The following is a 14,861-nucleotide window of genomic DNA, read 5'->3' as shown; positions in this document are numbered from 1 at the left end:
GGATAACCGCTGAAAGCATCTAAGCGGGAAGCCTACCTCAAGATAAGATTTCCCCGAGACTTTATGTCTCCTAAAGAGCCGTTGAAGACTACGACGTTGATAGGTTGGATGTGGAAGTGCAGTGATGCATGAAGCTGACCAATACTAATTGCTCGTGAGGCTTGACTATACAACACCCAAGCAGTTGTATATAAAGCATCAATTGATTTCATATTGATCTAACGATCAGACGAAAACTTGATTTAGTTAAGCTAATCGAACAAACTACTGCAACTTAGATACATCTGTTAATGCATTCTATTTGAAGAAAGCTAGGCAAACGAAGCGCAAGCAACGTAGATAAGACCATAGCGAGTAAGCATACCAGTTGTGCTGGCGACCATAGCAAGAGTGAACCACCTGATCCCTTCCCGAACTCAGAAGTGAAACCTCTTAGCGCTGATGGTAGTGTGGGGTCTCCCATGTGAGAGTAAGTCATCGCCAGCTCATTATTCCTAAAAAGCCCTCTGCTCACGCAGGGGGCTTTTTTTATGCGTGAGATTTAAAAAATTAAATCAAATTATATTAATTTACAAATTGGTTAATTACTGTTTAATAAAAATAAGTGATTAATAATGCTTAAAAAATTATATAAAAATGACGGTAGAGTTCATGAAATCACTATAGTTTTGTGTGTTTTTTTATCAAACTATGTTATAAAAGTTAAAACGGCATGAAAATTGCTTATAAAACGAGATTTTTATTAGGGGGTCATATGAAATTATCAGTGGGATTACGAATTGCCAACTCGCTGTCATTAACTCCACAGTTACAACAAGCAATCCGCTTATTACAATTATCCAGTCTAGAACTAGAGCAAGAAATCCAGCTACAACTTGATAGTAATCCTTTGTTAGAAAAAGTTGAAGAGCAAATCAGTGTTGAAAGTCTTTCGACTGTTGATGCGAGTCAAAAGGATTTAACCAATGAACTCAATGCAGACCATCTTCCGGACGATCTACCTGTAGATACCGACTGGGATGATGTCTATACTCATCAACCGACAAGTCTGGGTGCAGCAGAATTCGAAGAGCGTGAAGATAACCGTCAAAGCCAGCAAAGCTTACAAGAATATATGCTCGAGCAGATTAATCTGCTGCATTTTTCTCGCATTGATCAGCTGATTGCATACTGCATTATTGATTCTCTAGACGAAAAGGGTTTTCTGGATGCAGAAATTTCTGAAATTACTGCATCAGTACAGCATCTTTTATCTTCCATGGATTATGAGGAAGAAATCGAAGAGGATGAAGTACTCGTTGTTCTCAAGCATATTCAGCGTCTTGATCCGATTGGAGTAGGTTCCAGAAATCTAGCTGAGTGTTTATTGATTCAGCTAGATAGCCTACCAGTTAATACCCCTTGTCGTAATGATGCGGTTAAATTGCTGCAACATTATGAGCTGCTGATTACCAATGAATTACCCAAACTCATTAAGCAAACTGGTTTAAATCAGGAACAATTACGCTGTGCGGTTGATTTGCTGAAAACTCTTAAGCCATATCCTGGGCTGGAGTTTGAAAGTAAAGAATCTGATTATCAGATCCCGGATGTCGTGGTAATGAAAAAGAATGACTGCTGGCAGGTGACGTTAAATCCTGATGTGATGCCAAAGTTAAGACTGAATTCTTTTTATACCAATATGATCCGTCGTGCTGATCAAAGTGAAGATAATCAATATCTTCGTAATCAGATGCTGGAAGCAAAAAACTTTATTAAAAGTATCGACGAACGTCATAAAACTTTATTGAAAGTAGCTACCTGTATTGTTGAACATCAGAAAAGTTTTTTAGAAATTGGCCCTGAAGGTATGAAACCTCTGGTTTTACGTGATATTGCTGAAGAAGTCGAATTACATGAATCAACCGTATCTCGTGTAACGACTAACAAATATATGCTGACCCCACGTGGTTTATTTGAACTGAAATACTTCTTCTCGAGTCATGTGGGAACGACTTCGGGTGGTGAGGCTTCATCTACTGCGATCCGTGCCAAAATTAAGAAAATGATTGCTGAAGAAAATGCACGTAAGCCTTTATCGGACAATGCAATTGCCAATCTTTTGAAAGAAGAGGGGATTGATGTGGCACGACGCACGGTCGCGAAATATCGTGAATCGTTACATATTCCTTCCTCTTCTGAGCGAAAAGTCTTGATCTAGTTTTTGAAATTTGATTATTCTAGAGATTCATTATGACATCGTAATGAATCTTTTTTTCTTTTGAGGAATGGTAAAAATGATCTGAATAAATGCTTTAAATCACGATTTTGCTTGAGCAAGTTATTGTATTCTTTTCATTTTTAACTGTGACTCTTCTGATCCTAACGAAGGTGAGGGATAGAACTATGCAAATAACAATTCGTGGACATCATTTATCAATTACGCCAGCGATTGAAGAAACTATAAAAACGAAATTTTCACAGATGACCAAACATCTGGATCAGGTGAACAGCATGCAGGTTAAGCTTTCCAAAGATCATCAGATTGATAAGCGCTCAAAAAGAGGCAGTAGTAACCATATCGCAGAAGCGATTGTCCGTTTACCGGGTATTGAGTTTTTTGCCCATGCTAATGCTGATGACATGTATACCTCAATTAAAATTTTGACGGAAAAATTAAAAAAACAGATTGACCGATATCGCGAAATGCAGCTGAATCATCAGAGTTTAGCCATTTAAGCGACCAAATGGGGAAAAAGAGGTTTTTAAAAGCCTCTTTTTTTATATATATAATGTATGTGACTAATGAATTATTTTTTACATTTATAGTAAAATGACTCGTTTTACACCCTTAGTCCTATAAGAGGTCTTGTGATGAATAATGAACAGCTCGCTGAAATTTTAAAAGCCGCTTTTCCTGAGGCGGATGTTGCTGTGAGTGGTCAGGGCGGAAAATTCGATCTCCGTATTGTGGATGATCAGTTTGAAGGTAAACGTCCGGTTGCACGTCAACAAGCTGTTTATGCTCCTCTCAATTCCCATATTGCCAGTGGTGCAGTGCATGCTGTGACCATTCGTGCATTGACCAAAGAAGAATGGCGTAAAGCAAGCTTATTTGGAGCTTAATCAATTAATGGATAAATTCTTAATTCAGGGCGGTATTAAGCTCGACGGTGAAGTGCGTATTTCTGGTGCAAAAAATGCAGCGCTTCCATTATTAGCAGCAATGATTCTTGCTGATACGCCAATCACACTTAAAAATGTTCCAAATCTAAAAGATGTAAATACCTTGGTAAAGCTGATCGCAGGTCTTGGGATCACGATTAGTTATGAAGGCGATACAGTTATTGCAGATACCTCTACTTTGGATAACCAGTTTGCACCTTATGAACTCGTAAAAACCATGCGTGCTTCTATTTTGGTGCTTGGTCCTCTATTGGCGCGCTACGGTAGTGCAAAAGTATCCCTGCCAGGTGGATGTGCGATTGGTTCTCGTCCAGTCGATCAGCATTTGAAAGCACTAGAAGCTTTAGGTGCCGAGATTGAGGTTGAGGCCGGCTATGTCCATGCTAAAGTCGATGGTCGTCTGAAAGGCGGTGAAGTTGTCTTTGATATGGTGACTGTGGGTGGTACTGAAAATATTCTGATGGCTGCAGTATTGGCGGATGGTGTGACCACGATTCGTAATGCGGCGCGCGAACCTGAAATTACCGATCTTGCTCAAATGCTGATCAAGATGGGTGCGAAGATTGAAGGTCTGGATACCGATACGCTAGTGGTAACCGGTGTAGAAAGCCTGCATGGCTGTGAATATGCAGTGGTTGCCGACCGTATTGAAACCGGTTCTTACTTGGCTGCTGCAGCCATTACTGGTGGACGTGTTAAAACCACGCATACAGATCCGGCTTTAATGGAAGCTGTACTGGATAAGTTTGAGGAAATGGGCGCAGAAGTCACTCGTGGTGATGACTGGATTGAACTGGATATGATGGGTAAACGTCCGAAAGCAGTGAGCTTCCGTACCTTGCCACATCCAGATTTCCCAACAGATATGCAAGCCCAGTTAATGGCAGTCAATGCCATTGGTCGTGGATTTGCCACAATTTCTGAAACGATTTTTGAAAACCGTTTTATGCATGTTCCTGAATTGGCTCGTATGGGAGCCAATATTCAGGTCGAAGGTAATGATGCTGTCGTAACAGGTGTAGAAAAACTTTCTGCAGCGCCTGTGATGGCAACAGATTTACGTGCTTCATTCTCTTTAGTTCTTGCAGCACTTGCAGCCGAAGGAGAAACATTGATTGACCGTATTTATCATATTGACCGCGGTTATGAAGATGTCGAAGCAAAGTTACAAGGTTTAGGTGCCCAAATTAAGCGAGTAAGTTAATGAGTGATATGAGAAACGATGATCCAAACTTTGACGTAATGGGCAATTTTGATCATGGTTTAACGTTAGCATTAAGCAAGGGCCGTATCTTAAAAGAAACTTTACCTCTGCTTGAAACAGCAGGGATTAACCTGCTGGAAGATCCGGATAAATCACGAAAGCTGATTTTTCCAACCACGCATAAACAGGTGCGTATCCTGATTTTACGTGCCTCTGATGTGCCGACTTATGTTGAGAATGGTGCGGCAGATATCGGTGTAGCAGGTAAAGATGTGTTGATGGAACATGGCGCGCAAAATGTCTATGAACCATTAGATCTTAAAATTGCCAACTGCAAATTGATGACAGCAGGTAAAGTCGGCATGGAGCGTCCGAAAGGCCGTTTAAAAATTGCGACTAAATACGTGAATCTGACCCGTCAATACTACGCGAGCCTCGGTGAACAGGTTGATGTGATCAAGCTTTATGGTTCAATGGAACTTGCACCATTGGTGGGCTTAGGTGATTACATTGTCGATGTGGTCGATACAGGCAATACACTGCGTGCCAATGGTCTTGAACCACTTGAAGAAATCTGCAAAGTCTCTTCACGTCTGATTGTGAACAAAGCCAGCTTTAAACGTAAGCAGGCATTACTGAATCCGATTCTTGCTCAGCTTGAGCAAGCAGTGGAAGCACGCGAACAGGCGAAAAAAGCTTAAATTTAAGCTTTATCAAAGACCGTCCACTTTGGGCGGTTTTTTATTGCTGATTATAAATATAAGAAGCTCAATGCTTTCATCAATTTTATCAAAAGCTATTTCCAATAAAACTCATAGCACAAGTCTGTTCTAGCTACCGACAAAGTCTTTGAAAACAGGTAAACTAAAGCCTTCGAATTCAAACCTTATGGGTAAATTGATGCGACGTTTATCGACACAAGATCAAAACTTCAAGCAGGCGTTTGCTGACTTGTTGGCTTTTGAAACCGTGAATGATCCTGAACTTTTAAAAACTGTAGACCAAATTATTGCTGACGTACGTCAGCATGGTGATGCTCATGTTCTTAAATTGACTCAGCAGTTCGATCGACATCCAGCGCATCAATTTTCAGATTTGGAACTGACTCAAGAGCAACTTAAAGCAGCTTTCGAAGGCTTAACGACTGAAGTGCGTGAAGCTTTAGAATTGGCTGCAAACCGTATTCGCGAATTCCATCAGGCACAAAAACAGGATGGTTGGACGTATGTCGATGCTCTAGGTAATACCTTGGGTCAGAAAGTGACGCCATTGGATCGCGTAGGGATCTATGTACCAGGTGGCTTGGCTTCATATCCATCTTCGGTGTTAATGAATGCTGTTCCTGCACATGTGGCAGGTGTAGGTGAAATTGTTATGGTGGTGCCTGCTCCAAATGGTGAACTGAATCCATTGGTCTTGGCTGCTGCCTATCTGGCTGGCGTACACCGTGTATTTACCATTGGTGGCGCACAAGCGGTTGCTGCATTGGCCTATGGTACAGAAACCATTCCACGTGTCGATAAAATCACTGGTCCAGGTAACCGTTTTGTGGCTGCGGCAAAACGTGCCGTATTTGGTCAGGTCGGTATCGACATGATTGCTGGTCCTTCAGAAATTCTGGTCTATGCAGAAGGGCAGAACAATGCCAAATGGTTAGCGATGGATTTGTTATCTCAAGCTGAGCATGACACTGTTGCTCAAGCTGTATTTATTACGCCTGATGAACAGCTTCTCAATGAAGTAGAACAAGCAATTGAAGAGCATTTGCTAGCTCTACCAAAAGCAGAAATTGCCCGCACTTCAATTGCCAATCGTGGTGCATTAGTGCTTGTGAAAGATCGTGCTGAAGGTATTGAGCTGATTAACCAAGTAGCACCTGAACATTTAATGCTGTGTCTGGATGAAGCTCAAGAAATGGCTGAAGAGATTCGCCATGCCGGTGCGATCTTCATGGGACGTTATACGCCTGAAGCGATTGGTGACTATTGTGCAGGTCCAAACCATGTATTACCGACATCGGGTACAGCACGTTTCTCATCACCACTGGGTGTGTATGATTTCCAGAAACGTTCAAGCCTGATTATGTGTTCTGAAGATGGTGTGAAAACCCTTGCGAAAACTGCAGATATTCTGGCACAGCAGGAAAATCTGGATGCGCATGCCCGTTCAGCACGCTACCGTTATCAGTAATTAAATACTTATATTAAATAAAAGATATTTCTTTCCCTTCGGGAGAGGTTAGGTAAGGGGAATTATTTGACCTCTCCCTAACCCTCTCCTAAAAGGAGAGGGAATTTGAGAATAGAAAATGTCGAATATCACCATAGAGCAAATGCGTTTTTGGAGCCCTGAAGTCCGTGAGCTAGAGCCTTACGTTCCAGGCGAACAGCCCAAAATTCAAAACCTTTTAAAATTAAATACCAATGAAAATCCGTATCCACCATCACCGAAAGTCGTGGAAGCGGTGCAAAAAGTTTTAGCCAATGGCGCAGATGTTTTACGCCTTTATCCAGATCCCGATGCATCTGAATTGAAACATGCCATAGCTAAACAACAAAATGTGGCTGCTGAAAATGTCTTTGTCGGTAACGGTTCTGATGAAGTTCTAGCACATATCTTTAAAGCCTTCTTTATTCAGGAACAGCCACTGCTTTATCCAGATATTACCTATAGCTTCTATCCAGTTTATAGCCAGTTCTTTGGTGTCAAAACCAAAATCTTGCCGCTCAATGAAAATTTTGAAATTGTGGTAGATGATTATAAACAGCCAAATGGCGGCATTATCATCACCAATCCGAATGCGCCAACCAGTATTGCGCTTAGTTTGTCTGCCATTGAAGAAATTCTGCAGGCGAATCCAGATTCAGTAGTCGTCATTGATGAAGCCTATGTAGATTTTGGTGCTGAATCAGCAGTGAGTTTGGTTGAGAAATATGAGAATCTAGTAGTCTGTCAAACGACTTCAAAATCCCGCTCTTTAGCAGGCTTACGTGTCGGTTTTGCGATTGCCCAACCACATCTGATTGCAGCGCTTGAAGCGGTAAAAAACAGCTTTAACTCTTATCCAATGGATCGTTTTGCCATTGCGGCTGCGGTCGCTTCATTCGAAGATCAGGAATACTTTGAAGCACAAAATGCTAAAGTGATTGCCAGTCGTGAAAAACTGGTTAATCAGTTGAATGAGCTCGGTTTCAAAGTCTTGCCATCAAGTGCGAACTTTATTTTTGCTTCACTACCATCAAAAGATGCAGGTGAGTTAGCAGCTGAATTACGGGAACGCGGCATTATCGTACGTTACTTTAATAAACCTCGTATCAATCAATTTTTACGTATTACCATTGGTACAGATGAGCAAAATCAGCGTTTAGTGGATACATTGAAGAATGATATTTTAGCTTAATTAAATCCACCCTAACCCTCCTTTGATAAAGGAGGGAACCTTTTTCTTTTTAAAGAGAGAGAATCCCCTCTTTTACAAAGAGGGGTTAGGGGAGATTTATAAAAAAGCGGCTCAACCGAGTCGCTTTTTTATTTATTTAGGTTTATACCAGGTATTGAGTAAATCCAGCATGGCCTCGACTTTATCAAAACACTCCTGATATTCTGCATCACAGTCAGAAGAAATCGTAATTCCGCCACCAGCCCAAAGTGAAACCTCATCTTGATATTTCTGAATCGAGCGAATCAGAATATTCCAGCTTCCTGTTCCATCAAAATTAAAATAACCTAATGAACCACAATACGCTCCACGTGGAGCACCTTCTAACTCTTCAATAATTTGCATGGCACGAATTTTTGGTGCACCGGTAATTGATCCACCTGGAAGTGCATACAGCAATACCTCAAAAGGATGTACACCTTCTTTTAAGGTCGCTTCGACTTCGCTAACCATATGATGTACTTGGTTAAATGACTCAATATTGAATAACTTAGGTGTCTTGACTGAACCTGTTTCTGCATAAACACTGAGGTCATTGCGTAGTAAATCTACAATCATGACATTTTCAGCCTGATCCTTCTTTGAGTCTTTTAAGCGTTGTTTGGATTGTTCATCAAGCACCGGATCGGCAAAACGTGGCATGGTACCTTTAATCGGTTTGGTGACAATTTTTCGATGTGCTTCAAAATCAATAAACAGTTCAGGTGAACAGCTCAATAATTCAAAATCACCAATACGAAGATAGCCCGCATATGGCGCATTGGTTAATGTCCAGAAAGCATGTGCAGTTTCTAATAATGAACCTTCAGCCAGTGCTGTAAATTCTTGGGTTAAGTTAATCTGGTAACAATCACCGGCTAGAATATAATCCTGAATATCCTGGAATGCCTGTGCATAGCGAGATTTGTTCCAACGTGGGCTGCAAAGGGTTTTTAATTGAAACTTAGGCGCTATGGAGGCTTGATTTAATAGATTTTGAAGATGATTGAAAATATCTGCTGCTTGCGGATCATGACTATAAAATACCCATTGATCAGCTTCGAACTTGATATAAGAATCAAATTGACCGATAAATAAGCCAGGTTGAGCTCGCTCCGGGTATTGGATGTGCTGTTGAGCAGCGTAATCATAGCCAATAAACCCAACATAACCCCCAGAAAATTCATTCGCTTGAATATCTGGAGTTTGCTCAAGCTCTAAGATGAGTTTAGCTATATTAGCCTGATATTGTTCGATATCCACTCTCTTAAATGACTGAGGTTGTCCATCTTGCACCATAAAATATTTCTGTGCACAGCAGGCAATAAAAGGCTGCCCATTATTATTTAAATATATCAGGTGATCTAAGGGGCTTAATGCATGCAATAGATCTTTAAGCTGAAGAGATGCAAAACTTAAAGGACAATGGTAAGGAGCTTCGTTCATTCAGTAGCGCATATTCCGATATGACCCGGTATTTTATATCAAGAATAGGAAAAAATATTTCTAAATCATCAAATACCGTTTGTCGGTAAGCTCAATATTGCGACCAACAACAGTTGATCAAAATATGACTCGACGTTAATTTAAGTGGGCGAGCAAAATTACTCAAGGAAAGATGCTTTGCGTTGTCAGAAAATAAAAAACACAACGTCGGCACTGAGTGATTCACAACCAAAAAAAATAGTACTCTTGGGAGAGTAAACAATGAAAAAATTCACAAAATTGGCTTTAGCTGCTTCAGTTGCTTTTAGTGCAAACGCAATGGCGATGCAATCACTGGACGATGCATCTCTAAGCGCGACTACAGGTCAGGATGGTTTGAAAATCGGTATCGGTATTTCAAAAATTGAAATTGAAAAACTATTTATCCATGATAATGATGGTTTAGCTGAGGACTCTACTGCAACAGCGGGTGTTATTGAAATTTATAATAATGATGGAGTTGTTCTTCGCCCTGGAGAGGCTGCTAAGGGTATTGTGGGTGGTACTGGTGAAGCAGGTGCGATCTATATCAAAGCAAATGGTAAAGGAAGAACAACAGCTAATGGTATCGTGATTGGTGCAAACTACGATGACAATGGTGCGTATTTACTAGCTTCACGTAACCTTGCAGATTTAACCATTGACTCAGATGCTGGTGCTGGTAATCCATTCATCAACATTGCAGCAGAAGTATCTGGCTTAGATATCAACATCGGTGAAATTGGGGTTGTAGGATCAGCTTCATCTCTTACAGATTATGAAAATGGTTTAGCTTCAGCTACTAGTATTCGCCGTGGTGGTGCTGGTAAGGAAAATGCGATTTTATCTGGCCTATCACTTAAAACAGGTCCAATGTCTGCCAATATTCAATTAGGTGCTGCTCCACAGGGTGCAATGATTAAACTGAATGCAACAATGACTGGCGGCTTAACAATTACAGATTTGGGTATTCTTGATAATTCAACGACTGGTGGACAAGTTGCTGACGGTGTAACCACTTCAGGCCCAGGTGAAATCTTCATTGAAAGCATCAAGTTAACCGATGCTGGTACTAAAGATTTGACATTGAACCAAAGCATCAGTGTATTTGGCGAATCAAGTGCAAACGATGGTTTCATTCGTATTATGAGTACAAGTGGTGCACATGATAACTATGTGAAAGGTATTCACCTAGGTAGCCAAAATGCAGCATCAATTGGTGATATGGAAATTCAAGGTCTGCAAACTTACTTTAGCCCGGCACCTGGCCAATATGCAAAAGGTGCAATTATTACCATTTCTGGTCACTAATTTTTACCTTAAAAAAGCGCGTGTTTACACGCGCTTTTTTTTATGACTACAACATCTATCTAAAAAAATAAAAAAAGACTGTATTTTTTTGAAAAAGAAGGTATCTTTCTAGTTACAGGGAAGTAGAGTGAAGACTCTATAAAAAGAAAAATTAGGCACATCATGCCAATGATAAGAAAAGTAAAAGAATATGTTAGAGATTGCATTGGGCTCGGCATTGATGTATTACGCTGCCAAAGAAGCTCTGGATATTAAAAAACAGCCACCAGGCGCTGTTCACTATACTGAAGTTCTTGATTCAAGAAATGATTCTTTCGTACGTATGCACCGCGAACATGTGGAAGTCAAACCTGCACTGTTAGACCAGTTTCAGGGAATTGTGCGTCAGGCTTATGATTATAGTTGTGGTTCGGCAGCACTTACGACTTTATTAAATGGCTATGTAGGTACCCGGCTGGATGAGCAGCAAGTCATGAATGGCCTAATGAAATTTGGTGAAACGGATAAAATCATCGAACGTCGTAGCTTTTCCCTTCTTGATATGAAACGTTTTGTTGCTGCCTTAGGTCTGGAAAGTGGTGGCTATCGCGGGGAATTTGAAGATCTGGTTAAACAGGGACAACCCGCCATTGTTCCTATTTCCTATGCAGGATTTAAACATTTTGTCGTGTACAAAGCTTATAAAAATGGACGGGTGTATGTTGCCGATCCAGCACTGGGTAATATCAGTTTTGATGAACAGCGATTTAAGGAAGTTTGGGAAAACAATACTTTATATTTAATTAATGTCCCTGAACAATATCGAAAAAACTTTTTGGCATTAAAAGAGTCGGATATGCGTCATGTCGAAGATGCAACCATTAACCGTTATGCTTTAGTTGATATGCAGTATCCACAGTTCTATATGGATAAAATTGCCGATAAAGCATCGACTATCCGTATGGATCGTAACCGTAATGTAGATTCAGAAAAATTTGGGGAATATCAATATAATTTTCTCAGACTTTATTACAAGAATAAATAAAACGAAAAGATGGCTATAGAAAAATTAAAAATGGTGAAATGGATATGAACAGTAAATGGATGAACAAGACATTCTTGGCGCTCAGCATTCAGATGGTCATGGGAGTGGCATGGGCTGCGGATGAGCCTGAACTGGGTGAGTATGAAACGGTTGAGGAAGAAGTAGTCGAGACTGCCGCATCCGTTGATATTCAGCCTGAACCAGCAGCAACTCAGGCTGTAGAAGAACCTGAACTTGGGGGGTATGAAACAGTTCAGGAGGAAGCTGTAGCAGAGCCTGAACTGGGAGGATATGAAACCGTTCAGGAAGAAGCTGTTGTTGAAACAGCTGCACCTGTTGAAGCTCCAGCCACTCAAGCAGTAGATGCATCTCAAGCCTTACAGAAAAAAGAAGGAGATGCTACTCAGGAAGCGAGTCTAGAAGAAGTATTTACTTCAAATGAGCGTCAATACTCACTTATTAAACAAGGTGAGATTTCATCCTATTATGATATCGATTATACCTATTATCGAGATACACAACTCGATATGGAAATGGCACAGGGCCAGTTGTATCAACTCCGTGTTCAGGAAAATGCAACGCATAGCCTGACCAATACTTTCACTTTTCAGTATGGGGTGAAAGATAACCTGACCTTAACAGCTTCTTTACCTTTAGTCGCTAAAACAGATCTATTAAAAGATACCTCTACAGCAGGATTAGGGGATATTAGTCTAGGTGCACGTTGGGAGCCATTCCCTTTAAAAGCAGGTCGTTTACCACTTATTTTATTTGCTAATTTGTCGACTAAAACAGGTGATAGCCCATATGAAATTAATGCAGCAAAAGATCTGGCTGCAGGCAAGGGATATTACTCAGCCGGTGTGGGGGCGAGTACACGTAAATATATTGATCCAGTGGTGCTATTTGCCTCTGTTTCTGCAAATTATGGGTTTAAGGAATCTGGCTTAGATCAGCGTCGTGGTACACGCATTATTGAAGAATTTGAACCAGGGATTAGTGGTGGTTTTGCTTTCGGTTTCGCTTATTCATTTAACTATGATGTTTCCATGACCATGTCATATCAGCAAAGCTTTAATACTGGTGCAGAATTTAAGTATCACACGGGTGAAAGCTATTCAGCAGCTGATCAGACTAGTTCTACTTTTGCGATTTCTTTAGGAGTGCGTGTATCCCCAGAAACCATTGTAAATGGTACGGTCGGATTAGGGCTGACCGAAGATGCACCAGATGTTTCACTGGGACTTTCATTCCCACTTGATATTTTAGGTTTCGGTAAGAAATTCAGTTAATAGGGGTGTCGTATGAAAAACATTCGACTTAGCCCGTTATTAACAGGAATTATTCTTGCGGGCTGTTCAAGTTATACCTTTGCACAATTAGGGACCAACCTTTCTGTTGACCTGCGTGCATTGTCTATGGGGAACGCAGTTACTGCAGATCCGCCAGGAGTGAATGCAATTCACTTTAACCCGGCTGCATTGGCTAAAATTGAAGGCTTACAAACCGAACAGCAAATTATTGTTGCGAACTTTGATATTCAGCGTGAATTTACGGTTCCTGCTGGATATAACGTTTTTGGTTATTCAGATGATCCAATGGTCTGTAATGATGGACCTGAAGTGTCTTCTGATTTATGTACAGATTTTAAGGGCCCAGTGAAGGGTGATGTAGAGTATGTCAGTCTCTACGTACCAATTTTGAAAAAAATGGTGGATTTGGGTGAAGGCCTCCCGATGGCAGCACCTACCATGGGGGTCTCTTATAAACCACCAGGCTCTAAAGCAACTTATGCAACTGCCGTTTATGCACCGCTAGTTGCAGGTTTTGGTCATGAAGATGGTAATCCTGCCAATTTTATGGGACAACAGGTTGCTCTGGAGCGGATTACATATTTATCTCCATCAATTGGTTATGAAGTCAACGACCAGCTTTCGATTGGTGCTTCAATCGGGATGTCTTATCAAGCCATTGCCATGAAAACAGATTTACGTTTTCCCAATGAGCTGATTGGCATGTTGCGTATGATTGATGAAGTCGTATGTACACCATTTAAAGAAAATTCTGACATCATTACTGACATCTTGTTGCTCGGGATCTGTAATGCTGATGAAGGAATGAACCCATTTGGTAAATTTGGCCAAATGCAACTTTCATTAGAACAAAATTTAAGTCCAAGCTATAACCTGGGTGTTCTATGGGAGCCTACTGAAGATTTCAGTTTTGGTATGGTTTACCAGAGTGCGGCCAAAATGCGCTTAAAAGGTAAATATCATATCGATAATGCCAAAGCGCCACAGGAAATGATTAAAGGTCTGATGACCTCTCCAACTGGCCAGATTTTAGCTGCAATTCTTGGTTTTCCAAATTATATCCCTTCAAGTGAATCGGGTCTGGTTTCCATGGATTTCGAATACCCAGCTCACTTTCAGGCGGGGATCAAATATAAGGTAATGCCAGATCTACAAGTCAATTTTGATATTGGCTGGACAGATTATGCTGCTTGGGACCAATTCAAGTTTGAGTTCGACCGTACCCTGTCTGCCTTGAAGATTGCCAAACTGTTATCTGCCAATGTAACGGATTCTTCACTTGCATTACCGCTTAGGTTTGAGTCGCCATGGAACTTCGGGATCGGAGTAGAGTATTCAGCAACTGACCGACTGAAACTTCGTGCTGGCTATGAACCACGTACCAGTGCCATTCCAAAAGATAAACGCAATACTATGGTACCGATTAATGGTGCACAGCTATTTGGTTTAGGAGTGGGCTACCGTTTTGACGCAGATACGGATCTGGATCTATCTATTGGTTTCTTACGCAGTAAAGATAATATTCCAGCAAATACCAGTAGCCTAGCGAACCAGACCGGGGTAAATAACCTGTTACTGAATCCATATGCAGGCTTGAATGTCAAAACAGATACCAAGATCACAATTTTAGGTTTGAACTATCGCACCCGTTGGTAAGGAAGAAATGATCAGAACAGGGAACTTAGGGATAAAAATGGTACTGGCATTAAGTCTGGTACCATGGTCTTTTTATACAAATGCCAGAGAGTTTATTACGATCATTGGGCCCGATGGGCGACCATTAGTTGTGCCACGTCAAAATAATGAGCAGAAAGAAACAACAAAAAACCAAGCGGCCACTACTCCGAAAAAATTGACTACGCCCGTTACATCTACTGCACAGGATCTGAAAAAATCCGAGCCAAAGGCGGTGGAAAAAAGTGTGACAACAGGTGAGCAAAAAAATAATATGGTTGTACAACC

Annotated in this window: 12 protein-coding genes, 2 rRNA genes and 1 pseudogene; 14 read left to right on the top strand and 1 reads right to left on the bottom strand. The window is 40.9% G+C overall.

What is annotated here, in order from left to right; all coding sequences use genetic code 11:
* The 9 genes from FTU19_RS03995 to hisC all read left to right on the top strand — a co-directional run.
* Positions 1-169, top strand: a 23S ribosomal RNA gene (locus tag FTU19_RS03995); the annotation flags it as partial.
* 202 nt (positions 170-371) lie between these two features.
* Positions 372-486 (top strand): 5S ribosomal RNA (gene rrf, locus FTU19_RS03990).
* 268 nt (positions 487-754) lie between these two features.
* Positions 755-2,200, top strand: coding sequence for an RNA polymerase factor sigma-54 (locus tag FTU19_RS03985; protein ID WP_125279334.1), 1,446 nt, complete (start codon positions 755-757; stop codon positions 2,198-2,200).
* A gap of 185 nt (positions 2,201-2,385) precedes the next feature.
* A complete protein-coding gene (gene hpf, locus FTU19_RS03980; RefSeq protein ID WP_004783414.1) occupies positions 2,386-2,718 on the top strand; it encodes a ribosome hibernation-promoting factor, HPF/YfiA family in 333 nt (110 codons plus the stop codon).
* Between the two features lie 135 nt (positions 2,719-2,853).
* On the top strand, positions 2,854-3,105 hold the full coding sequence (gene ibaG / locus FTU19_RS03975) for a BolA family iron metabolism protein IbaG (RefSeq protein ID WP_004783413.1): 252 nt from the start codon (positions 2,854-2,856) through the stop codon (positions 3,103-3,105).
* Positions 3,106-3,112: 7 nt separating this feature from the next.
* Positions 3,113-4,369, top strand: a complete 1,257-nt coding sequence (gene murA, locus FTU19_RS03970; RefSeq protein ID WP_159124271.1) for a UDP-N-acetylglucosamine 1-carboxyvinyltransferase — start codon at positions 3,113-3,115, stop codon at positions 4,367-4,369.
* The gene (gene hisG, locus FTU19_RS03965) at positions 4,369-5,070 is read left to right on the top strand and encodes an ATP phosphoribosyltransferase (RefSeq protein WP_005234128.1); all 702 of its coding nucleotides are present in this window, start codon (positions 4,369-4,371) and stop codon (positions 5,068-5,070) included. Before murA ends, hisG begins: the two co-directional genes overlap by 1 nt.
* Before the next feature lie 187 nt (positions 5,071-5,257).
* Positions 5,258-6,559 carry a histidinol dehydrogenase gene (gene hisD, locus FTU19_RS03960; protein WP_180025440.1) on the top strand — a complete coding sequence of 434 codons (1,302 nt, stop codon included), beginning with the start codon at positions 5,258-5,260 and terminating at the stop codon, positions 6,557-6,559.
* Positions 6,560-6,677: 118 nt separating this feature from the next.
* Positions 6,678-7,769: a histidinol-phosphate transaminase gene (gene hisC, locus FTU19_RS03955; protein WP_179993147.1), complete on the top strand. Its 1,092-nt coding sequence runs from the start codon at positions 6,678-6,680 to the stop codon at positions 7,767-7,769.
* Between the two features lie 132 nt (positions 7,770-7,901).
* Here the strand turns inward: hisC and FTU19_RS03950 are convergent, their stop codons facing one another.
* Positions 7,902-9,233: an anthranilate synthase component I family protein gene (locus FTU19_RS03950; RefSeq protein ID WP_179993146.1), complete on the bottom strand. Its 1,332-nt coding sequence runs from the start codon at positions 9,231-9,233 to the stop codon at positions 7,902-7,904.
* 261 nt (positions 9,234-9,494) lie between these two features.
* Between FTU19_RS03950 and FTU19_RS03945 the strand changes: the two genes are divergently transcribed.
* From FTU19_RS03945 to FTU19_RS03925, 5 genes and pseudogenes are all read left to right on the top strand, one after another.
* Positions 9,495-10,562 (top strand): DUF6160 family protein, encoded by a 1,068-nt coding sequence (locus tag FTU19_RS03945; RefSeq protein ID WP_166139568.1) that lies wholly within the window; start codon positions 9,495-9,497, stop codon positions 10,560-10,562.
* Between the two features lie 190 nt (positions 10,563-10,752).
* Positions 10,753-11,586: a C39 family peptidase gene (locus FTU19_RS03940; RefSeq protein ID WP_179993145.1), complete on the top strand. Its 834-nt coding sequence runs from the start codon at positions 10,753-10,755 to the stop codon at positions 11,584-11,586.
* Between the two features lie 38 nt (positions 11,587-11,624).
* Positions 11,625-12,878 carry a hypothetical protein gene (locus FTU19_RS03935; protein ID WP_171505611.1) on the top strand — a complete coding sequence of 418 codons (1,254 nt, stop codon included), beginning with the start codon at positions 11,625-11,627 and terminating at the stop codon, positions 12,876-12,878.
* Positions 12,879-12,890: 12 nt separating this feature from the next.
* Positions 12,891-14,555, top strand: coding sequence for an OmpP1/FadL family transporter (locus FTU19_RS03930; RefSeq protein ID WP_005234148.1), 1,665 nt, complete (start codon positions 12,891-12,893; stop codon positions 14,553-14,555).
* 37 nt (positions 14,556-14,592) lie between these two features.
* Positions 14,593-14,861, top strand: a pseudogene (locus tag FTU19_RS03925) (hypothetical protein); the annotation flags it as partial.

This window comes from Acinetobacter sp. YH12072 (genome assembly GCF_013419565.1).
Lineage (GTDB): Bacteria > Pseudomonadota > Gammaproteobacteria > Pseudomonadales > Moraxellaceae > Acinetobacter.
This window is presented reverse-complemented; position numbering and strand designations above follow the sequence as displayed.